A 23,309-nucleotide genomic window follows, 5' to 3' on the forward strand; every position below is an offset into this window, starting at 1 on the left:
TAAAGTTATGAAAAGTCAAGTTGTTCAAAAACAGCAAGAATTAGTCGAAGAATTATCGTTTTTTGAAAATTGGGAAGATAAGTATGATTATGTCATTTCATTAGCTAAGCAGCTACCAGAATTTCCTGAGGACAAAAAGACTGAAGAAAACTTAGTCAAAGGTTGCCAATCGCAGGTTTGGTTTGATAGTAATATAGATCAAGGTAAGTTAAACTTCATAGCCACAAGTGATGCTTTGATAGTCACTGGTTTAATTGGAATGCTTTTAAGAGTTTATAATAATGCTACTCCTGCAGAAATATTAGCTTCAAATACTGATTTTATCAAACAAATAGGTTTTGGTAATAATTTAAGTGCGACGCGTGCGAATGGCTTAAGCTCGATGCTTGATTATATATATGCTACAGCTAAAAAAAATCAGTAAATGAAAATACTAGTTTGTCGACCTCAGGATGATGCTATTAGTTTAACAGAGCAACTCTGCCTAAATGGTTTTTTAGCTGTAAGTTTACCAACTATCAAAATTTGTTATCAAAAAATTACTAATAATGTTGTTGACGACTACACCAGTTTAATATTCACTAGTAAATATGCTGTTGAAAGTCTATTTGATCAATATCCTGCTGATTTGTTTAAAAACAAAAAAATCTATAGTGTCGGTTCTAGTACTGCTGCCGTGCTGAAAAAATATCGATTTGATGCTATATATCCAGTTAGGCATGGTTCAAAAGAGCTTTTGAATATTATATTAAAGGATGATATTTCAACAGATAAGTTTGCAATTATTTCAGGAGTTTCTGGTAATGATCTTTTGCTTGAAGAGTTATCTAAGTTGACAGATTGTCATAAATTTGAGACATATTCGCGAGTTTTTGTAGATCTTGATGAATTGATAGATGCTTATAATAAAGTTTTTTTGTATCAGCAGCCGAATATCATTATTGTTACAAGTCTTGATGTTTTTAAATCACTAAATAGAGTTTTTGAAAAAATAACTACTCCAAAGGCTGCAACAATTACCATAACAAGCCCAAAGATGCTAAAATTTGTTAATCAACAAGGCTTTAAACACACCTTAAAACTTGAAAAAATAGATAATAATTATATCTGTCAAAGGATTATTAGAATTTACAGGGCAAAAGTATGTTAGTAGAAAAAAACAACCAGCAACAAAATAGCACTCAAGATAAATTAGCTCAAAAAACAATAGTAGCAAATAATAAATCTTCAATAGGAGCATTTGCTAAGATTACTCTAGTAATATCTATAGTAGCGTTAGCTATGTCTAGCTATGCGCTTATTAACTCGATATCTCAGTCTAAAAATTCTAATGCTAATTTTCAGGCGTATACAGCCCTTGATAAACAGTTTAAAGCAATCAAATCAACTCAAGACCAGCAAAAAAATATCTCGGACGACTTAAATGCACAAAATGATACCCTGACACAGAGTGTTAAGGCTCTTCAATTGCAACTCACAACTATTAATAATCAAATGGCTATTCCTGCAAAAGATTTCTATATGCAAATGAGTGTGATAAATATTCAATCAGCTATAAATTATTTAATTTTAGCTAAAGATGTGATGATTTTTGATGGAGAGTCTCAAAAAGCATCTGAGTTAGTAGATAGCGCCTGTGATAAAATACAAGTTAGTAGGGTGGCAACTGTAAGTTTCAGTGAGTGTCAGAATATAAATAGTGCTTTAGAGCAATACTCATCAAGAGATAATACTTTAAAAGAATTTATCTCAATTGAGCAGCAGTTTTCTAAACTTGAGTATTTAACGCCAGAAAATATCTCCACTACAGTTAAGTCACAAGATTCACAAAATAAATATATCAAGCTTTTAAGCGCTATTGTTGAAATTCAAGATATACCAAAAAATCAAAATCTAGTGGCAACTATACAGGCTAAAGAGTTTGTTACTGATAGTTTATACAGATCTTTGATTTCACTACAAAATGCTATGTATATTAACAATCAAGATGCTATAGATCAGGCTAAAAATAATCTTGTTGATATTGTTAAAAAATATTTTGTCCAAAATGATAATGCTAAAAAACTTGAAAATGCTATACAAAGTATTAAGGCTAAAAATCTTGATAGCTTTTATACTAGTATTGATAAGCTTATTAGTCAGTTATCAAAGCAACAAAATCAACTTATAGCTCAACAATCAAATTTAAATAAAACTAATATCAGAAGGAAGTGAAAATGATAAAAGTTTTTAAACTTGTAATAGCTGTTGCTTTAGCTACTTTAGTTGGAATATGGGCGACTAAATATCATGGTTATATCATGCTGGTTTTAGCAGATAAAACTATCAAAATGAACCTAGTTACGTTTGTATTTATAGCTTTTATAGTACTTTTTATGTTAATCCTTGGTGTTAGAATCTTTAGATCAGCTTTTAGGTTTCCATATTTGTTATTTAGCTGGATTATAGGATTATTTAGTGTAGATAAGCAGGAGAAGTTTGTTGATATTGTTGCGGATATGGCTTTAGAGAATAATAGACTGATTAAAAAGTTTAGTATTGGTCATATCTTGAGATTGACTCCTAAACACTTTAAAGATTATGTTCTCTTTAGGAAAATAAATGTAATTGCAGCTACTCAAGGCATCAAAGAATTAGAAAAAGCTCTTAAGCATATTGATTCCAAAACCTTTACATATAAGTTTTTCGAAGTATACAAGCTTTATCTAGTGCAGAAATTTAGTGAAGCTCGAGCAAAAATAGCTGTAATGCTAGAAAAAAATTACCCAAGATTTAGGCCTAATATTGTCAATCTTGCTGGTTATATTGCCTTAGCAGATGGTGATGATGATTTTGCGTTAAAGATTCTAGAAAAGTATGATGCCTACTTAAAAGAGGATCTTGAGGAAAAACTTATAATCCTAGCTTTAACAGCAGCAAAAGATGTTAATAAGCTAGCAGATATTTATAATAAATCTGATACTACCAAGTCTCTAAGTAGAGTGTATTTAGAACAACTGATTAAATTCGGTGAAATGGTTAGTGCAGAGAAGTTTGCAAAGAAACAATTAGCAAGTTTAAATATATCTGCTGAAATGCTTAAGCTTTATATCAATGCCTTTAATATGCCAATTAGCAGACTTTGTTATAAGGTACTTGATAGAGCAAATCATGATTATAACAGTATTCTTACTTTGTTAGATTTTGCGATGCTTAAATCTGATAATTACTGTTTTAAGATGATTTATGATTATATTGAGATATATATTAAGGACTTCTTATCTACTGCAGAATTAGAAAAATACTCTCATACGCTATGTAAGTTTTTTATAAAAAATGGTGAAGTATCAGGCTTAGACTTATCAGTAGCAAGATTAGTTTATGCCAATAACTAGAGAGGTTATCAGTATGCAAATTAAAAGGTGGTTTTTAAATAATAGCTTAAGAAACTATCAGTATCTCTTATATAATAAGAGTCATGCTATTGTTGCAGATCCTTTAAAGTTTAATATCTTTGTCGAATTTATTGCACAGAATAAATTACAGCTTGAGGCTATATTGATTACACACAAACATGGTGATCATATTGCCGGAGTTAAAAAATTATTGACATTATATCCAAATGCAAAAGTCTATGCATATACTGAAAATGAGTTATTTAAGCCAGATATTTATGTCAAGGATGGAAGTTTTATAAATCTTGGTTTTACTAGCTTTAGGGTTATCTATACGCCTGGCCATATAGATGATCATGTATGTTTTTTATTTGAGCAAGAGCGTGCTCTTTTCTGTGGTGATACATTATTTAATGCTGGGGTCGGTGGTACCCAAGCTGAATCAGCGGATGTAAATCAATTATATGACTCGTTAGTAAAAATTACTAAGCTAGATGGTGATATTAAGCCATATCCTGCTCATGATTACTGGCTTGATAATCTCGATTTTGCATTAAGTATCCTTACTGATGATAGTTATTTTAATTATTATAGAAATCTGGTTGCTGAGCTAGCTGCTGAGGATAAACCAGTGGTTAATTTAGCTGAAGAGGCTAAATTAAATATTTTTATCAGGGCGATAACAGATAAGACGCTTTTGAAAGTCTTAAATGATTATAGTTTAGGTAGAGAAATGTTTGTCAAATTAAGAGAATTAAAAAATAATTTTTAAGACTATTGGTTTGATTGTATAAAGAGTACTGAATACTTCGACAAACTCAGCCAACTTATATAAAGTTTTTATTTATTAAATCAACAGTTTTCTTTTAGTTAAGTGATTTATATTTGAGTTATAATCTTTATTGTTATCTTTAGGCTCTATTTTGGTGCGACTAATTTCACGAGGGAAACCACCATTTAGGCCAATTCTTTGTAGCTTGATGATATCCGGAGCCATTGCTCGCTTACTGTCATAAGGACCTATGTACATTCTAATCCAGTTGCCTACATGTTCAAATTGAGGGTTAAGACCATCTTCTTTCATTTTTTTGACATACCAAGTGGCTTCATCCATATTTCTGAAAGAGGCAATTTGATAGATATAAGTGTATTTATATTGTGCTCTTTGCGTTTCTGGTACTACATCTACCTCAACACTATTATGTTTGAGATTGTTATAAAATGTAAACACCATTTTATCATTTGAACCATTTTCTTTAGCAGTTAAATAAGCTGATTGATCACTAGTTGCTTTTGAACTTTGTTTATTATCTAGTATTTTTGATGTTTGGTTTTTTTCTGCTTGTAGTTCTATTTTGGCTTTTTCTTGTTCAGCTTTTACCTTCTTTAAATGCTTATTTGTAAGTTTAGATGCTACAGCTACAACTAAAAGACATACAATTAAGACTATTAAAATCTTTTTTTTCTTAGTATTTTTGTATTGTTGAGGATTTTGTGAGTTGTCTTTGGCTATTTTTTTTGTAATATCAAGTCTTGATAGATCTTTCATAAGTATTATTTTTCAATAAATTTATTAAACTTGGTAAGTGTTTAATATGTTAATGTTATAATAGATAAGATTATAATTAATAGTTATGTAAATATATAGGGTTTTATTATGACTTATAACAAAAATGATAAATTTATTGTTAGAGGTTTTCACACAAATTGTCCGACTGCATTCAAAGATAAAATAATCGCAATGGGCGTGATGGAAGGCCAGCAAATGACTGTGACAAACAAATCAATCTTAGGTGGACCAATAGCTTTTGAAACTAATTGTGGCTCATTTTCACTGCGTAAAAAAGATCTAGAGTTCTTAAAATTAGAAAAAATAAATTAACAAAAAGAGACTATAATATGCGCTTACAAAAAATATTCTTATTAACATTGATATGTACTGCTACACTTGCTACAGTCTTATATGCTGCACCAACTACTAATACTCAGCATTTAAGTAGCCAACAGCAGGATAATATTAAAAGTATACTAAAAAGTAACCTTGATTCTCTATTCCCATATCAAACACAGATAACTATAGGTGAAATTAATCAAGATGATAAGGGTAGTATTGTAGCATCAGATATTCTAATAATGAACAGCGACTCAAAAAATCCAAATATAACTATAAATAAAATTATTTTCAAAGGCTTATATGCTAATCAATCTATCAAAAATAATTTTACTATCAAAGTAGAAGGTTTGAGTATAGCTAATTTAGCAGCAGCTGTGGCTAACAGTAATCTAGTCAGTGCAAAAGTAGATCCTAAACAGTTGTCTGAAAATCAAGGATTATTTAGTATTGCTATGACCAGTTTAGGACAAGCTATCTATAATTTAGAAATTAATTATAATTATAACAATAGTACAATTAACTATAGTCTTGACTCTAAGATAAATAATAAGCCAATGCTAAAAGCAGATGCTAAATTAAGAGATATCGACTTACCTAACACTAATGTTAACACAGACTTTATAGCAACTTTACTTGGTAAATCTATGGATACTAAGATCAAAGCTATTGAGTTTGATGCTAATTTATCAGTAGTTCTAAAAGATATCACTAATAAATATCTTGGTAAAGATTATAAGCAAATGCCTATTTTAGATATTAATGCTAAGTTGGGTAAAAATCCTGGTCAGTTGATATTAAAAGTTGATGGTAAGTTAGGTTCACAAAACTATGCTAAGTATAATATTGTTATTCATGGGGTTGATTTAGCTAATACAACAATCAATGATATTGTTGATGGCTCTAGTAATGCTTTAGATAATGCTTACATACAGTCAAACACTTTTAGCTCTATGATTGAGCTTAATTTTGAAAAAACCTTTTTCCCTAAAGGTTCACCTATAATCGAAGTATTTTCAGCTTTAGATAAAAACAATATAAATTTTACAATAGTTTCACAGCATCAGTTTGAGGGCACTAGTTGTAATACTAACTTTTATCTAAAAGCAGATGGCTTAGCTAGCTTAAGTACAAGCGCTAATGCAGTAGTAGATGGCAAGTTAAATTTACTGCCGTATCTCGGCACAAATGCACAAAATCAAACTAATCTCTATGATTGTACTAATCAGTTATGTTTAAATAATGTCGATATTAAATTTGCTAATTCTGGATTGCTTGAAAAAGTAGCTCGTTATACAAATAAGGATCCAAATACAACACCACAGCAAATCTTAGGATCTTATGGAGCTTTATTACAACTTTTTGCAGTACAACAGCAAGACAAACTCTTACAACAGATATTATCAGCTTTTGCAATATTTTTACAAAATCCAAAAAATATAGCTATTCATATTAAAGCAAATAAGCCAGTTAATGAAACTGCTTTGTTGAATATGTTAATTGCTGATGCTAAAACACTCAAGAAGTACAAGCCAGTCAATAATAATGGTAATGTTGATCTTAATAGTAACCCTAATGTTAAGTTTATAAACAATATTCAAAATATATTCAAAATTAGTTTTTATGTTAATAATTAGTTAAAAATAATTTAGATTTTTTTAAAATAAATTCTTATTAATTAAAAGCGATATCACTATTGACAACTACTCAAAATAAGGTAATATATGACTATAATAAAGCGGGAATAGCTCAGTGGTAGAGCACAACCTTGCCAAGGTTGGGGTCGCGAGTTCGAGCCTCGTTTCCCGCTCCATGCTTTTGAATGTGTGGCTGGGTAGCAAAGTGGTTATGCAGGGGCCTGCAAAGCCTTAGACGCCGGTTCGAGTCCGGCCTCAGCCTCCATACTAGCCCGGGTGGTGAAATTGGTAGACACAAGGGACTTAAAATTCCTCGGAGCTTAACCTCCGTGCCGGTTCGAGTCCGGCCCCGGGCACCATATTATTGTTTTAATAAATATCATCACGTGTTACAAATATAATAAAAATAATCTTTCAAAAGGTTTGTTATGCTATCTTGTATCATAAAATGTCATCTAAACCTAAAAAAAATACATACTATAGTATTTGTACATACTGAGATATTTTATTAATAACAATCATAAGTATTTTTGGATTATGATGGAAAGTTAACAGATACAAAAATCAAAAAGCTTACCTTGTTAAAAATGGTAAGCCATGGAGATGGTAATAGGCTCTATTTAAAAGCAACACCTTCAAATACTAAATCATGGGTATATAGTATAAATTGAATAAAGGATGCTATACTATGTGATTATGGGCCTATTCTGATGTATATCTAAAACAATCTAGATAGAAAGCTTTAAAGTATAATAGCTTACTTAGCTAACAATGAAAACTCTAGAATACATAGAGATCTTACTAAAACTAAAGATGAGTGTCTATTTATGAATATAGCAATAAAAGCTATAGATAAGTTATATATTGGAGATGATAGTAAGAAAATAAAGTTAAGAGTATTAGATATTAAAATCTTAACCTAGAAAGTAGTAGCTAACTGTGATTTTTGCAGCAATCAAAAAATGTCAAAATAGGAGATTACTTTTAACAAAGTACATATTGTAATTATTACTTATGTATTAAGTTGTTGATAATAAGGGTTGTAGTTGTATACATTAATTCCAGCCTCGGTTTCAGCAAGTATCATTACATATCACAATAATAAATTCAATACTTTGAGATATATTGACTTTCTTATACCGTGTCAAATTTGTATTGTCCAATATCTGACTTTGTGGTGCCTTAAGATTTTTTGTTTGTCATTGGGTATGTTAGCTAAACAATTTCATATAAAAAGAAATAAAAAAATTAAAAAAAGATAAAGCTTATATAAATGGTGATGGATTATAGCTATTAGCCAGGCCTTAAGGGCAATCATATTTAGTACTATAGATATTACATATAATTGCACTATGGACAAAATAAACTATTGGACAAATAGCAGAAGCAAGAGAGAAAGTCTCTGAATATAATAACTTGTAGCAAGTTGCAAGAATCATAAAATAGAGAAAGAAAAACAAAAATTACAAGATACAGATATTTAGATGTTAAATACCCAGTCAGAGGATACTTATCAGCAGAATAAAAAGTTACTTGATAAATTATATATACTACCAAGACTTAAATATCGCAAAATAGATGAGAGCCGTGGGAGAGTTAGTATATTTGATAAAGAGACTCCAAATATTTCATGTCAAATATGAAGTTAGATTCTATTAATCAACTTTAGTTATAGTTGAGAATATCCACCAATAGCTTCCTAAGCTCACTACTTATCTCTATCTCTTAATACTAAAATATCTCAATGTACCGTTATGATGCATTAATTTGATCAGGTACTTCAATGCTTGCCAATACGTAAACCAAACACTTTAGCTGTATATATTTTACTATTAATATTTTGTAATTTAAATGCATCACATAAAGAAGCATCTGTCAATATACAAATCACAGATGGTAAGAATTATTCAAATCCAAGTCTAGAAGATCTTTGTAAATATTTTTCATTGTTGTATGTGATAATTTATAGAAAACTTTATATGCTTGATTTATAATATCATCAGACGTCTGAATAAAAGATTCTTCAGTTAATTGCTTTGCATATACTTCTTGATAACCATATCTAATTCAAGTAAATAATACTGCTCTATGAATGATTTTATTTCATTTTAAATTAGTATAGGTGGATCTATCATAATAATGTTTGATACTAGTAATGGCTTTTGGTTAATATTTCTAATGCAACATTACCACCATAGTTTAGGCTCTATTATTGTAGTAGAATAGGTATTTATCTGGATACATACTCGATAATATCATTTGCGTTAGGTACAATAGTTAAAGATTTTTCTTCTAGTATTTCACTTGCCATGGCCTGCAAAATCAAATATAGTGACACAACAAAATTCCATATTCAATAATATTTCAAATTGAGGCTATAAAAGACTATGATCACCTCCTGCATTGTGCAATAAAAGATATTTTTTCCATTATTTTTTGATTGTTTATACTAATTTTATGATTAATATCAAGTAATGACATTAAATAAATCTCAATCTTAATCCACAGAATCTTGACACACATTATAATATATAAGGTTCAAACCCTTCATAACTATAATAATTTAGCTTCTATAGAGATGGTTTTAAGAACAGCTTTTGGGTGAGGCTCTATAAGCTAAAGCAAATTGTAGTATTAAGAAATTACATAAAGTATTTTAACAGAATGCTTTTAGCTACTTATTAATTCTGCATTGGATATCCATTAATTTCATTTTTGCAGCAAATATAGATTGCAGAGCTATAAATATAAGTTTTCAGGTATTCCCATGGCTTAATAATTTACACTTAAGTTAGTACAAGACTACGTTTTTGACCATTATAAAAATAAAGATAAAACTTAAGGTTTTACAAAGAGTTTTTCCAAAATTAAAGAAGTATTGTGAAAAAAATCATAAATTTTAAATGCTTACTCAAAAAAATAGTAACCGTGGGCAATAAAGTAATAATTTATACCTTCCTCCATAAAGAAAATGTAAGCAAATAATGATTTATAATAAAGGTATACTAAGAACCATCAATTAGTTTCTGCTAATTCTTTCATACCTTAAGTATTAAAAATCAGAATTTTAACTGTAAAAATGTCAAAATATAGGAGTCAATTTTGATAAAGTACATAGCTAAAATAGTCTGGCTTTTAAACTTCTTATATTTAAAAGAGTTAACAACTCTGCCAATTATAATCGCCTCATCAAGATTGAATTTCATCATTGTTTTGAAATTTTGAATTTAGCGGCATTAAACATAAACTATTATTTTCTCTGTATAAAAGTTTAACATAGTCCCATCACAGAGTTTCTAGCTACTACAAATTTATCAATTAAATTTTGCGGATTAACTTGATTATGATCGACTAAGATATTCTCTCCTTCATACAGAGTTATATTTTGAGTTAAGTAGCTGAGACCCAGAGGAATCATATAGCATGCTCTCATTTTGTAACCTTTAAAGGAAGCCATTTTTTGGAACAAGAGTATCTGGGATTTACAAATAATCTATGGGATCTATATTTTCTTGGGATTCGGTAAATTTGCCAGCTTGAAAATAACTTAATACTATGACATTAGAGAACAGCTATTACAGCAATATTATTAGGGCAGTAGTTACCCTTTAAACCTAAATTTCATTACTTGTATATGCCCATCATAAGAAGGGCAGTTCGTACCAGCAACCAAACCTTTGATAGTTTGATTACTTTTTCCAAGCTTTTGTGTTAGTTCTATTTGTTTTATACCTATTCTTTTAAAGGCAGGTTTTAGATAATTTTTGTAGTCAAACATACCTAATACTAAAATATAATAACCTATTTATAGGTATCTTCCTTAGAAGATAGTTAATCAATAAATATTTCTAAGAATGGTGTAATACTTCCATTTATAGCAAAAGTGATTAATATTTGAAAGTGTAATAAAACTGCGCTTTATATAAAATGAAGGAGTTAAAAAAATGATAAGAAAAAGTATCTTAGTAGAAAATCAAAAAATCAAAGATTTATTATATGTTATAAAACACTACGTATATGATAATAAATACTGTTCAAGAAGTAAGTTTGAATCATGTAGTTAATAATTTTTATAAACAAGATATAAAGAATAAATATTAGAGAGCGGTGGGTATGCTCTTGAAACTAAAGTTGGACATCAAGTTGCTTCTTTTAGAAAATAACCATAAAAAAGTATTATTAAAATAAGTTATATAAAAAAGCTCGAGACCTTAATTTTGTGATTTAAACTAGACCTGATGACTCATCACAAGAGTTACATGATTCAATTTTTAAAGCATCATATATATAGTAATAAAAGAGTTTTCGTTTTTTATAAAAATATTAACAAACGTTTACGCCTTTTTGTCTTGTTTATTATTTAGCATTTTTTTTACCTAAATAAACTGAAGCTATTATGATAAACATTCCTGCTAGTTGCTGTATTGAGAAAGTCTCTCTAAATAAATAACTATAAAGCAAATGACTAATTAGTAAAACTAAAAGAGCTCATAGCTAATGAAATATGTTAAATACGGCTGATATAAAGTATATTTCCAAGTAGATGACCAATAAAGCTATATATGAAAAGGACTACTGAGCCACTTAAAGATGCAGTAAACATCATTCTAAAAGTAGAGCATTTCTAAGTTGCTTAGAAAATATTATAAAAATTGCGTAAAATACAGCCTGATTCAATAGCAAGCAAATTTTTCAAAAGATGCTAGGCAATTATACCATTTTGGCTCATTAACAGCAGCAAACCCAAAAATGCTAGTAAAATAACAAATAATATTTTAAAGAAACTTTCTCTTTTAGAAAATATAATTGCTATAAAAGTTGTGATAAATGGACATAAATTTGTCAAAAGACTAGCTTCTGCGATAGATGTACATATCAAAGATATACTAAGAAAGCAAGTCTAATGCTAAAAACAAACCAGTCTTAAAAAGATTTTTTTTGAGAGTTTTTCTTCATTTTTTGAAATAGCTAAAATATGAATACAGAAATACACAAGTGATTAATAAATCTATAGACAAAACTTGAGATTGGACCAACTTCAGAATGCCTAATTAATAGAGATGCTACAATAAGGTTAGAAAGAGCAAATACTATTATGAAAAAAGTCTTTATTCATAATGTCCTTAGCAAGCAACTCTTAAGCAGATGATATTATGAAAACAAATAATCTTTATGTTAATTAGTTGAAAAATATTTGATTAAAACTGTATACTAAAAAAATAGATAATTCCTATAAGAGCAGAATTTAGAGATTTTATCTTGTTAAGATACATGCTAAATTACCCAAAATATAATTTATTAAATTTAAGGAATAAGTTAATGTATATTAGTGAGCGTTGCAAATGGTATATAGGCTTTGCTATTATTGTTATAATAGTACTATTATCACTTTCATTACTACATGCTCCAATATGGGTTAGTATTGGTTTTATTACAATTTTATCAGTGATAGCTATATATGATGTCACTCAGAAAAAGCATTCTATTCTAAGAAACTTTCCTATAGTTGGGCATATGCGCTATATACTTGAGTTCTTGCGTCCAGAAATTCAGCAGTTTTTTATAGCTGATAACGAGGGTGAAAAACCTTTTAGTAGAGAGTTGCGTTCAACAATTTATCGTCGTGCTAAGGGTATTAATGATACTATTGCATTTGGTACAGGGAAAGATATTGATAGAGTTGGTTATGAATGGGTAACACATTCACTCATGCCTAAGAAACTTAATGAGATTGAGACACGAGTTAAATTTGGTGGTTCTGATTGTAAACAACCGTATATGGTATCGCATCTGAACATATCAGCAATGAGTTTTGGTGCATTATCTTCAAATGCTGTTATGGCTTTGAATAAAGGTGCTAAGCTTGGTGGTTTCTATCAATGTACAGGTGAGGGTGGCTTGACTAAGTATCATTTACAAGGTGGCGATCTTGTATTTCAAATTGGCACAGGCTATTTTGGTTGTCGAACTGAAGATGGTAAGTTCTCAGCAGAGAAATTTGCTGAAAAAGCAAATTTAGATAGCGTTAAAATGATAGAAATTAAGTTATCTCAAGGGGCTAAACCATCTTATGGTAGGGTTTTACCAGCAGCTAAGATAACTCCAGAAATTGCCGAAATTATGGGTGTTGGAATGGATAAAGATGTACTATCACCACCTGCGCATAGTGCTTTTTCGACGCCACTAGAATTTTGCCATTTTATTAAACAGCTAAGAGATCTTTCTAATGGAAAACCAATTGGCTTTAAGCTATGTATTGGTAGTCATGTCGAGTTTTTGGCCATCTGTAAAGCAATGCTTGAGACAGAGATAAAACCTGATTTTATAACGGTAGATGGAGCTGCTGGCGGAACTGGAGCAGCACCACTTGAGTTTTCTAACCATATCGGCATGCCTTTAGAAGATAGCTTAATCTTTGTACATAATGCTTTAGTTGGTTGTGGCCTACGCAATGAGATTCGTATAATCGCAAGTAGTAAAGTAGCTACAGGTTTTGATATGGTTAGGTTATTTGCTATGGGAGCAGATATTTGTAACTCAGCTAGAGCAATGATGCTTGCTATTGGATGTATTCAGTCACGACAATGTAATAACAACACTTGTCCGGTTGGTGTGGCGACACAAAATCCACGCCTTAAAAAAGCTTTAGTAGTTGAAGACAAAATGTATCGAGTTTATAACTTTCATAAAGCTACAATTCAATCTTGCTTAGAAATTATTGGAGCTATGGGGCTTACTTCAGCTGATGATGTTGGACCTGAAAATCTTAAAAAGCGTATATCTGTTAATGAAATTAAATCATACGCAGATTTGTATGATTTTATTCCAGAGAATTGTTTAGTTGATGGTAACATTCCAGCAAGTTTTGCTAGAGCTTGGCAAAAAGCTTATGCTAACTCTTTTTAGCTTATTCAAACTTTCAAACCTAAAAATTCATTTTTAAGATAAATATTAATCTTTGTAGTGTTGATTTGCTAAAATAGCTTATATAACTATTATGATTGACAAAACATGGCATTATATACTTACCCTTCAAACAAATTAGAGTATCTTGTACAGGTTTTATCCAAGCTTTTAGATGTTGAACAGAAAGATATTTTTACACCGACACAGTTAATTATTGGTAGCCGTGGTATGCAACATTGGCTAAGTATGCAACTAGCGGAAAATCGTAATATTGCAATGAACCTTAAATATGATATGATCAATGGTTATATTTTAGATATTTGTTATAAAATAACTGGCAAAAAAGAATATAAAAAAGCGTATACAAAGGATATTCTTGTTTGGCGAGTCTTTAAAAGCTTAGATAATATAGATATCCTTAAACTTAGAGAATATTATCAAGATAGTGACCTTAAAAAATATAAATTAGCAGTTAAAATAGCCGAGGTTTTTTCAAAATATCTATCGTACCGTACAGACTGGTTAGAAGCTTGGGAGCAAAATAAATTCATAAACTTATCTAACCCTGAAGATGATGAGGATTGGCAGATGCAGTTGTGGCAAAATCTAGTTGCACAAGTGCCTGATACACCTTATAAAGTGAAAACACAAGCAATACAAAAGCTTGGTAAACAAAACCTACGAGAGTTAAATATATCAAATGATATTTATATCTTCGGGGTCAATACAATATCACCCAAAAATCTTAAATTTATATTTGAATTAGCTAAGTATATTAATTTACATATTTTGTATATTAATCCATGCAGTGAGTATTGGTATGACTTACGCAAAGATAAAATCTCAGTATGGCTAGATAATGATGATTACGAAATTCAGCCACTTTTAGCAAACCTTGGTCAGCAAGGGAAAGAATTTTTTAGAGAACTACTTTTAAATGAAGGTAAACAAGAACTAGAAGTTTTTGAACAGTTTGATACGGGTGAATTAGATTTTACAAAACTTGAGAATAATAATCAAAGTCAGTTAGTTAGCTTACAAAGAAATTTACTTGAGTTAGATTGCCAAAATCACACTAAACAAAAAGATTTAACTATAAGTATTAACTCTTGTCATAGCCAACTTAGAGAAGTGCAAGTTTTGCATGATAAGCTTTTGGATATGATAAAAGCCGATCCAAGTATTAAGCCTCGTGACATTTTGGTAATGTGTCCAAATATTGAAGATTATTCACCATATATTGATAGTGTTTTCTCAAGATATCCAACAGATAAAAAGCTCCATTGTTCAATAGCAGATAGGACACTTCTCGATTCAGAACCTTTAGCAGCTAGCTTTATTGAGCTTTTACAGTTACCAGAGAGTAATTTTGAAGTTAATAAAATACTAGATTATTTATCTGTGCCAGCAATTCAACAGAAGTTTAAAATCTTTGATGAGCAGCTAGAAACTATTCGTTATTGGTTAAAGCAGGCATGTATTCACCATAGTAATAATGATCAAACATTTTCATGGAGCTGGGGATTAAAAAGACTGATTTTTGGTTTTAGCTATAGTGATAGTAGCTATATTATTGATGATAAATTAATGACTGTACCAGTTATTGAGGGAAGTGAGATTGCCGAGCTTGGTAGGTTATATGAGTTACTAGAGCTTTTAGGAGAGTACTCTCAAGAGTTACTTAAAACAAGAAGTTTTGCAGCATGGCAAGATTATCTTTTAGAAATGTTTGATAATATTTTTGATATCACCCAAGAAGATCAATATATCACTAAAAAAATAAAAGATATTATCGCAAAGACAATGACAACAGCTAAGAATATATTAGCTGATAAAGAGATTGATTTATATACAATTAGATATTGTTTAATTTCTCAATTATCAGAGCCAATTATAAATAACCATTTCTTAAATGGAAAAGTTACTTTTTGCTCAATGACAGCGATGCGTAGTGTACCGTTTAGGATTATAGCTATGCTAGGACTAAATAGTAGTAAATTCCCACGCCAAGAATCAGCTATTAGTTTTGATCTAATGGCAAGACTTGGTAGAAAAACAGGTGATAGAACTAAACGTGATGATGATAGATATTTATTCTTAGAGTCAATTTTGTCAGCGAGGGATTATTTGTATATAAGTTATATTGGTAGGAGTGTTAAAACAAATACAGAGCAACAGCCAAGCTTGATACTTAAAGAGTTGATTAGCTACTTACAATCAAATTATGATTTTTATACACCAGATGATGAATCTAAATATAAGAAAAAGTCCAAATCTAAAATAAAAAATATAATAAGTGATATAAAGGAATACCCACTACATGCCTTTAGCCCTAAGTGTTATTCAGATGAATATAGAAGTTATGATAAGGCTTGGTTGAAGCTATTACAAGCACAGTCTATAGCTTTTTATGATGACAAAAAACTACTCCATCAGTCTACGACTGTAACCACTTCGTACCAAAGGAGAATAGGTACTAGTATTCTTACGTCAGGCTTGATAACTGAATCCATAAATGATGGTAATTATAGTAAATTATTACAAAATCTTACTATATCAAAATTAGCAAAAATATTTGATAATCCACTTAAAGCTTATGCAAATTATGGTTTAGATCTGTATTTAGAAGATAACTTTGAAGAGCTAGAAGACAGTGAGCCATTTGATGTTGATAGTCTAGCAAAGCATAGTTTAAGACAAGAACTACTTAATGTTTTAAGTAATAATAAAGATAAAAATCTAACAATAAAAACAGCTAAATTAAGTGGTAAGTTTCCAGAATCTGTACTTACTGATACTGAGATTGACTTAGAAGTTGAGAATATCAAAAAGCTATTAGATACTGTCGATTTAGCTAGTTATGAGAGTAAATATTTTCATAAAGAAATATTAGGTTATGAGTTAGAAGCTAATTGTTATATTAATGATAATAAAATCATGTTATTTACACCATCAAGTTTAAGTATAAGAAAGAAATTTGAACTATATTTAACAGCGCTATTAGTAGCATATAGTGAGCAAAGAGATATTTTTGCAGTTTATTATGGGCTAGAAAAAGACCAAATAAAAGAATTTAGATTAAAAAATATCGGCTATACAACAGCTAAAGAAATGCTAGAGCATTATATAAATCAAGCTGAGCAGATAGTAACTAAACCTAAACTAGTATATTTATCTTTGGTTGAAGTTATTTATAATCCTAAAAATAATACTGATAAGAAAAAACAACTAGCTTGGCAAAATGTAATAAAGTCTTCAGAGCATAATTTTAATGCTCTAGAAGATGATAGTTATTTCAAGCTTTTCTATAATGAGTTTCCAACTATAGAAGATTTTGAGGGTGAGGAGTTTTACAGAGAGTTTTTTGAGGTTATTCATGAAAGTTAACAATAAACATTTCTACTACGCCACAACTATACAAAAACATCTATATAAGCTTTGAAATAGCGATAGCTGCTTGTATATTTTTTATTAGGTTTTTATATGTCGAGCTTGTTGCGTCGTGGCCAGTCAATTATTGGAGTCTTTTGGTGTTTGATTACAGTTTCAACAACCTTACAATTAAGTATTAGAGATTCGTATTTAGCTGCTTTAAAAAATATTAGTAGGCTCTGTGATTGGTAGTGTTACAGCATTTATTTTTACATCTATTTTATTACTATTATGTTATGATTTTAGCTGTAGCTATTAGTGTACTCACTACTAGTCTACGCCTTGAGAATGCTATGCAAATGAGTAGTGCTAATGTTAGGGTGATTGTAGCATTAGGGTTATATCAACCTAGTTATTCACCATTTTAAAAGACTGGTTTGAGTTCGGTAGAAACTTTTAGTGGTACAGCAATAGCATTATTTTTATATTTGTTAGTAGGATTTTTAGGATAAGAACAGATAATAGCTAATATATAGGTTTAACTTATTTAATAGGATTAAAAAATAATAATGAAAAACCTAGATGCAAAAACAATACCTTTACAAGGTCGCCACATCATCGAGGCAAGTGCTGGTACGGGTAAGACTTATAATATCACAGAGATATATATTCGCTTGCTACTAGAAAAACAGTTGTTACCAAGCCAAATTCTTGTAATGACATTTACCAAAGATGCTACACAAGAGATTATCGGTAGGGTTGAAGCTAAGATTAGAGATGCATTATATGATGTATCTAAAGATAAGCAAGTTAAAGTTTCGATAGCAGGTCAAGAAACACTAATTCAAAAAGGTGATGAAAATTACAAGCACCTAAAAAGAGCATTGCTTGAGATAGATGAGGCAGCTATTTTCACAATGCATGGTTTTTGTAAAAAGATTCTAAGTGAACAAGCATTTGCTAGTGGTATAGAGATGGATGTATCTATGGAGGTTGATACTTATGATATTTTACAAAAAGTAGTTGAGGATTTTTTTAGAAAAAATATCAATAAAAACCAGACTAATTTTGAGTATCTAAAAGCTTACAGTTTCCATACACCAGAGAAATTTTTGGGTAGGAATGGTTTGCTAAATTTTATTAGGTCTAATTATGAGATTTTGGTCGATAGTTTTGAGCAGGAAGTTAACAAATTAATAAAAGAGAAAAAGCAGGTTTTTGATAATTTAGAAACTAATAAGGCTTTTATTTTTGATAACCTTGTTATTAAGCATAAAGATAAGGTAAAAAGAATTGAAGAATGGCAGACTATAGAAAGCTGGGCTAATGATAGTAAATTAAGCTTGATGCCTAAAGATGTTTATGACTTCATTAATGGTAAAAGATATTCTCGCCATGAACAAAAAGAACAATTAATAGAAACTTTTGAAGAAATTAAAGCTTTAAAAGATAAATATTCAGATATAAAAGATTTAGAAGAATATAAAAAACAGTTTGAAGCAGCTAGATTTATTCAACAAGCCTGCCTACGAATTCGCCAAGATTTTACAAAAGCTAAAGAGCAAAAAGGTGTCTTAGACTTTGATGATTTAATCACTAAGCTTTGCCAAAGTGTCAAAAAATCACCTGATTTAGTCAAAACTCTACGAATTCAATATCCAGTTGCTCTTATAGACGAATTTCAAGATACAGATGCCCAGCAATATGAGATATTAGATACTATTTACCCACAAAGCAATAAACTACCTAGTCAGTCTACGACTGCCACCCTTTCGTACCAAAGGGGAATAGATGAATTATTGTTACTTATGATAGGTGATCCAAAACAGGCTATTTATGGCTTTAGAGGTGGTGATATTTTTACATATCTAAAAGCTAAGAATAGTTGCCCTACAGAGAATCAATGGAGTATGGATACAAACTGGCGATCTACTAGAAAAATGATAAAAGCATACAATCGTCTTTTTTATACCGAAGATTATCAAGAAGAAGGTGTTATTGGTAAAGATATCTTTAGTCAGAGTATTGATTATCAGACTGTCAAAGCCTCATCAAATGCTGATGAAAAAGCACGAGACTTTGAAGATAACCTTAAGCCGATAAATTATTTTTATTATCAAGTTGAAGAAGATGATAACAAAAACGATATTGATACAAAATTATCTGCATGGACAGCAAATGAGATTGTTAGATTATTAAATTTAAAAAAGATAACAGAAAATGATATTGCAATACTTGTAGAGAATAGCACTCAAGCAAAAACTATTCAGCAAGCATTACGCCAGCAAAATCTTAGTTCAGTTTATTTAAGCCAAAGAGATAATGTCTATCATAGTCAAGAGGCTAAAGAGATATTAACCCTTATGGAAGGTATCAATGATCTTGAGAATAAATCTCTTTTAAAAAAGGCTCTATCAACTAGTTTACTTGGTGGTACTGCAGAAAAAATGCTTAAATATCTTGCCGAAGACGATATATCAGCTTGGGGTGAGCAAATAGAAAAAACCAAAGAATTACGCAGCAAATGGCATAAATATGGCTTTATGACATTTATAATACAGGTTATACATGAGAGCTTTACTCAAAGAGATGACTCTAAAGAACGAACTATTACAAACATTTTACATCTAGCGGAGCTTATAAAAGCAGCTGAGAATAAATATAAACATCCAAATCAACTAATTAAATGGTATCGTCAACAACTCAAAAATACTGCTAGTAGTGAAGCTGAGTTAAGATTAGAAAGCGATGATAATCTTATCAAGATAATTACAATTTATAGCTCAAAAGGACTTGAGTATTCGGTTGTATTTATACCATTTGCAAGTTATATAAGTCATGCAAAGTTTAAAATAGATAAATATTATGATAGCAATTTAAAGCAAACTGTTTATAAGCTTGGTAATAATGAAGCTATAAAAAAGGCTGTTGAAAAAGAAACTATTGAAGAGCTAATGAGATTATTTTATGTCGCAGTTACTCGTGCTGAGCATCGATGTTATATAGGAGTGGCAAAATATCGTAATAGTGAAAAGTCACCATTAGCACAATTTTTAGGCTATAAAAAAGATGATAATTGGCTAGAAAAAATACAAAAAATTACATCTAATTCAGATAATGAAAGTTTACTAATAAATGTTGCAGATACTCAAAATATTAGATTAAAAAAATCACATTGCGAAGTCGAAGCGCTTGATTATAACGCTTTGAAAGCAAATTATATTAGCAGTTTAGAAAATGATAATTGGGAGATGTTATCTTTCTCAAAAATATCCAAATCAAAAACTCAAAATGCAGCTTTAGAGAAAGAAAATGATGAATCAGCTGATGATAAAACTCAAGATTTAGATAAAAAATTAGAATTTAGATTTACAGCTTCAAAGGGAGCTGATATTGGTAATATTTTACATAATGTTTTAGAGCATACAGATTTTAGCAGTGGACAAATTGATGATATTCTTTTACAAGAGCAAGTCGCTAGATATAAGGTTGTTGCTGCAGAAGATTTTAGTGCTTTAAAAGCATGGCTAGAAGAATGTTTAGAAGCTCCAGTTAATTATATAGATATAGAGAATGACACAAAGACTAGTTTCTGTCTAAAAGATATTCTAAATTCAAAAACATTAAAAGAAACAGAATTTTACTTCCCAGTGACAAATGAGAAACTTTATAAAACTCATATTATTAAAGTTCTAGAAAAATATCGTAAAACAATACATGTCATTCCATCAGACTTGACTACACAATCTATTAATCTTGATTTAAACAATATATCAAATACTAAAATCTTTGGTATGTTACATGGTTTTATAGACTTAATTTTTGAGCATAACGGTAAATATTATGTTGCTGATTATAAGTCAAACTATCTTGGTGATAAACTAGAAGACTATAATCAACAAGCTATGCAAGAAAAAAATCAAAGTAGTTTATATGACTTGCAATACTTGATATATAGTGTTGCTCTAGATAAATATTTGCAACAAAATATTCAAGATTATAGTTATGAAAAGCATTTTGGTGGAGTATATTATTTTTATCTTCGTGGTATGAAAGAGGGATTTGGAGTCTATCAAGCAAGACCACCCTTAGAGATTATTAACATCTTAATTAACTTGTTTAATGGAGGTGGAAATGTATAAAACCTTCCGTGAAGCTAGTGAGAAACTAGCAAGTATCAAAGCTGTAGATTTTTTCTTTGCTAGAGAGGTCCTAGAGTTAATTAATTTACAAACTAGTTCTAGAAATAGTTCTGTTAGAGATACTCTATTTCACCTTCTAATCGAGCTTATGTCAGCTTATAATCATGGTTATAGTTGTATAAAAATAAGCAACTTGGCTGACAAGGCTATTTTTGCTTGTGACAAATATCAAAATAAAGTAGGCTTTAAGCTACCAAGTTACCAAGAAATTATAACTATTCTAGAGTCTTTGGATTATACAAAACTACCTATTCACTTTGCTAAAAAATATAACTCTTTATATATCAAGAAATTATGGATATATGAGAATGAAATAGCTAAGTTTATTAGGCAAAAGACAGCTATAAATACCGTAGATATTAATCAAATTAATCAACTTGTAGCTCAGCTCTTTGAACCAAGTAATGAGATTGACTGGCAAAAACAAGCGGTTATCAAAAGTCTAAGTTATGATTTTAGTATTATTTTTGGGGGGCCAGGTACTGGTAAAACAACTACAGTTGCCAAACTTTTGCTAGCTACACAAATGCTTAATCAAAATCAACAGAGAATAGCACTTCTAGCTCCTACAGGTAGGGCTGCTCAGCGTATAACAGAATCTTTAAGATCAACCATTAAAAATATTAATGCCAAAGATTTGGATATTGACGATATTATTGATGTTTTATATAAGCTAGAAGGGCAGACTATTCACCGTTTTTTAGGCTTACGACCAAATTCAAACTATATTAAATATAATCAACAGTCAAAAGCTCCTTATGATCTAATTATTATTGATGAAGCTTCGATGCTTGATATTAATATTTTTATCAAATTAATACGTGCTATTGCTGAGAATACTAAGTTGGTTTTAATTGGTGATGCTAATCAGTTACCTTCGGTAGAAGCAGGTAGTCTTCTAGCTAATTTCACAGTTGCTAGTGATACAACTATTACAGCTTATACAACACAACTGCTCAAAAATTATCGTTCACAACAGTATATAAATAACCTTGCTAATGATGTATTATCTGGTTATATAGATCGACAAAAATATCAAAATGATAATAGCATAAGCTTTTATGATCTAAAAAGTTTAACTAGTTGCCTAAAAGTATATGCAGATAAATATAAACAATTAGAGAAATGTCATGACTATAAACAAGCTTTGGTTGAGCTAAGTAAGTTTAGAGTACTTGTAGCAAATAAAAACTTAGAAATCGGCACTGATAAGCTAAATCAAAAGATAGAAAAGCTAATTGGTAAAACAATAGACTCTAATTACAAAGGCAAACCGATTATGATAACTCAGAATAGCTATTCACTTGGTTTGTTTAATGGTGATGTTGGGATTATCTGGCCAGATGCTACTGGTAAGCTTCGCGCATATTTTGATGGTAAACAATATAAAGCTTTTAACCTTAATATATTACCTAAATATGAGAGTGTTTATGCTATGACAATCCATAAAACTCAAGGCTCAGAGTTTGATGAGTTGGTGGTAATACTTCCGGCAGAAGATAATGAGGCTCTAAGTAAACAGCTATTGTATACAGCTATTACACGAGCTAAATATAGGTTAACAATTATTAGTCAGTATCATAATCTAAATGCGATAATACAAAAATCAATTTGTAGATATTCAAATATAGCTGATTTAGTTAATGATTGTGTTGAGCTTGATTATTGTTAATGTACATCTCAGTATTTAGATCTATTTGATATATTTTTTCAAGATACTTTTGTTGAGATATCAGATGATATTGATATACACAGCTTACTTAGTCATCCTGTATTAACGATATAATCATGTAAAACTAGCGCGTATTATTATCATTAAATATTTTCTGGGTTTGGAGGTTCTTAAAAGGGTTATTTGCAGCACTAACAAATATTTTAGTGTTTTATAAGTTTTGCTTGAGATTAAATGTAAAGATGTACTAGGAAT

General features: G+C 30.0%; 11 protein-coding genes, 3 tRNA genes and 4 pseudogenes. 15 read left to right on the forward strand and 3 right to left on the reverse strand.

The annotated features are described in order from the left end of the window. The first annotated feature begins 7 nt into the window (after positions 1–7). The 5 genes and pseudogenes from FSC845_RS03890 to FSC845_RS03910 all read left to right on the forward strand — a co-directional run bounded on the left by FSC845_RS03890 (position 8) and on the right by FSC845_RS03910 (position 4,146). Positions 8–424, forward strand: a complete 417-nt coding sequence (locus tag FSC845_RS03890) for a SufE family protein (RefSeq protein WP_064460809.1) — start codon at positions 8–10, stop codon at positions 422–424. Further along, positions 425–1,178: pseudogene (locus FSC845_RS03895) on the forward strand (uroporphyrinogen-III synthase). Continuing rightward, entirely contained in the window at positions 1,144–2,214 is a 1,071-nt protein-coding gene (locus FSC845_RS03900; protein WP_064460810.1) for a hypothetical protein, read from the forward strand. Before FSC845_RS03895 ends, FSC845_RS03900 begins: the two are co-directional and overlap by 35 nt. A 2-nt stretch (positions 2,215–2,216) precedes the next feature. Further along, positions 2,217–3,374 (forward strand): hypothetical protein, encoded by a 1,158-nt coding sequence (locus FSC845_RS03905; RefSeq protein ID WP_064460811.1) that lies wholly within the window; start codon positions 2,217–2,219, stop codon positions 3,372–3,374. 13 nt (positions 3,375–3,387) lie between these two features. Then, positions 3,388–4,146, forward strand: a complete 759-nt coding sequence (locus FSC845_RS03910; protein ID WP_064461726.1) for a hydroxyacylglutathione hydrolase — start codon at positions 3,388–3,390, stop codon at positions 4,144–4,146. A 75-nt stretch (positions 4,147–4,221) separates the two neighbouring features. On the opposite strand, the gene FSC845_RS03915 is transcribed toward FSC845_RS03910, so the two are convergent. Continuing rightward, on the reverse strand, positions 4,222–4,923 hold the full coding sequence (locus FSC845_RS03915) for an SPOR domain-containing protein (RefSeq protein WP_064460812.1): 702 nt from the start codon (positions 4,921–4,923) through the stop codon (positions 4,222–4,224). Positions 4,924–5,031: 108 nt separating this feature from the next. Here FSC845_RS03915 and FSC845_RS03920 point away from each other — a divergent pair, with 108 nt between their 5' ends. The 5 genes from FSC845_RS03920 to FSC845_RS03940 all read left to right on the forward strand — a co-directional run bounded on the left by FSC845_RS03920 (position 5,032) and on the right by FSC845_RS03940 (position 7,261). Then, positions 5,032–5,256, forward strand: a complete 225-nt coding sequence (locus FSC845_RS03920; RefSeq protein ID WP_064460813.1) for a FeoA domain-containing protein — start codon at positions 5,032–5,034, stop codon at positions 5,254–5,256. Between the two features lie 17 nt (positions 5,257–5,273). Beyond that, on the forward strand, positions 5,274–6,902 hold the full coding sequence (locus tag FSC845_RS03925) for a hypothetical protein (protein ID WP_064460814.1): 1,629 nt from the start codon (positions 5,274–5,276) through the stop codon (positions 6,900–6,902). 101 nt (positions 6,903–7,003) lie between these two features. Beyond that, positions 7,004–7,078: transfer RNA gene (locus FSC845_RS03930), tRNA-Gly, on the forward strand. A 15-nt stretch (positions 7,079–7,093) separates the two neighbouring features. Further along, positions 7,094–7,167 (forward strand) — tRNA-Cys (locus tag FSC845_RS03935). Between the two features lie 5 nt (positions 7,168–7,172). Continuing rightward, positions 7,173–7,261 (forward strand) — tRNA-Leu (locus FSC845_RS03940). A 2,778-nt stretch (positions 7,262–10,039) separates the two neighbouring features. On the opposite strand, the pseudogene FSC845_RS03950 reads toward FSC845_RS03940, so the two are convergent. Together FSC845_RS03950 and FSC845_RS08840 are read right to left on the reverse strand one after the other, a co-directional pair. After that, positions 10,040–10,680: pseudogene (locus FSC845_RS03950) on the reverse strand (LexA family protein); the annotation flags it as partial. A 556-nt stretch (positions 10,681–11,236) separates the two neighbouring features. Continuing rightward, positions 11,237–12,014, reverse strand: a pseudogene (locus tag FSC845_RS08840) (EamA family transporter). Positions 12,015–12,221: 207 nt separating this feature from the next. Here FSC845_RS08840 and FSC845_RS03955 point away from each other — a divergent pair. The 5 genes and pseudogenes from FSC845_RS03955 (at position 12,222) to recD (ending at position 23,054) form a co-directional block, all read left to right on the forward strand. Next, positions 12,222–13,808, forward strand: coding sequence for an FMN-binding glutamate synthase family protein (locus tag FSC845_RS03955; protein ID WP_064460816.1), 1,587 nt, complete (start codon positions 12,222–12,224; stop codon positions 13,806–13,808). A 105-nt stretch (positions 13,809–13,913) separates the two neighbouring features. After that, positions 13,914–17,195, forward strand: coding sequence for an exodeoxyribonuclease V subunit gamma (gene recC, locus FSC845_RS03960; protein ID WP_064460817.1), 3,282 nt, complete (start codon positions 13,914–13,916; stop codon positions 17,193–17,195). Next, a pseudogene (locus tag FSC845_RS03965) lies at positions 17,185–17,709 on the forward strand (FUSC family protein). The gene recC and the pseudogene FSC845_RS03965 overlap by 11 nt, the downstream one beginning before the upstream one ends. A gap of 40 nt (positions 17,710–17,749) precedes the next feature. Continuing rightward, complete coding sequence (gene recB, locus FSC845_RS03970) at positions 17,750–21,322, forward strand: exodeoxyribonuclease V subunit beta (RefSeq protein WP_064460818.1); 3,573 nt, start codon at positions 17,750–17,752, stop codon at positions 21,320–21,322. After that, a complete protein-coding gene (gene recD / locus FSC845_RS03975) occupies positions 21,315–23,054 on the forward strand; it encodes an exodeoxyribonuclease V subunit alpha (protein WP_064460819.1) in 1,740 nt (579 codons plus the stop codon). Before recB ends, recD begins: the two co-directional genes overlap by 8 nt. Positions 23,055–23,309: the final 255 nt, after the last annotated feature.

It is taken from the genome of Francisella persica ATCC VR-331 (genome assembly GCF_001653955.1).
Lineage (GTDB): Bacteria > Pseudomonadota > Gammaproteobacteria > Francisellales > Francisellaceae > Francisella > Francisella persica.

Bases quoted from the DNA above. Each gene is read 5' to 3' on its own strand.
- FSC845_RS03905 (WP_064460811.1), top strand. From the start codon at position 2,217: ATGATAAAAGTTTTTAAACTTGTAATAGCTGTTGCTTTAGCTACTTTA.
- FSC845_RS03910 (WP_064461726.1), top strand. From the start codon at position 3,388: ATGCAAATTAAAAGGTGGTTTTTAAATAATAGCTTAAGAAACTATCAG.
- FSC845_RS03925 (WP_064460814.1), top strand. From the start codon at position 5,274: ATGCGCTTACAAAAAATATTCTTATTAACATTGATATGTACTGCTACA.
- FSC845_RS03955 (WP_064460816.1), top strand. From the start codon at position 12,222: ATGTATATTAGTGAGCGTTGCAAATGGTATATAGGCTTTGCTATTATT.
- FSC845_RS03920 (WP_064460813.1), top strand. From the start codon at position 5,032: ATGACTTATAACAAAAATGATAAATTTATTGTTAGAGGTTTTCACACA.
- FSC845_RS03900 (WP_064460810.1), top strand. From the start codon at position 1,144: ATGTTAGTAGAAAAAAACAACCAGCAACAAAATAGCACTCAAGATAAA.
- FSC845_RS03915 (WP_064460812.1), bottom strand. From the start codon at position 4,923: ATGAAAGATCTATCAAGACTTGATATTACAAAAAAAATAGCCAAAGAC.
- recD (WP_064460819.1), top strand. From the start codon at position 21,315: ATGTATAAAACCTTCCGTGAAGCTAGTGAGAAACTAGCAAGTATCAAA.
- FSC845_RS03890 (WP_064460809.1), top strand. From the start codon at position 8: ATGAAAAGTCAAGTTGTTCAAAAACAGCAAGAATTAGTCGAAGAATTA.
- recC (WP_064460817.1), top strand. From the start codon at position 13,914: ATGGCATTATATACTTACCCTTCAAACAAATTAGAGTATCTTGTACAG.
- recB (WP_064460818.1), top strand. From the start codon at position 17,750: ATGAAAAACCTAGATGCAAAAACAATACCTTTACAAGGTCGCCACATC.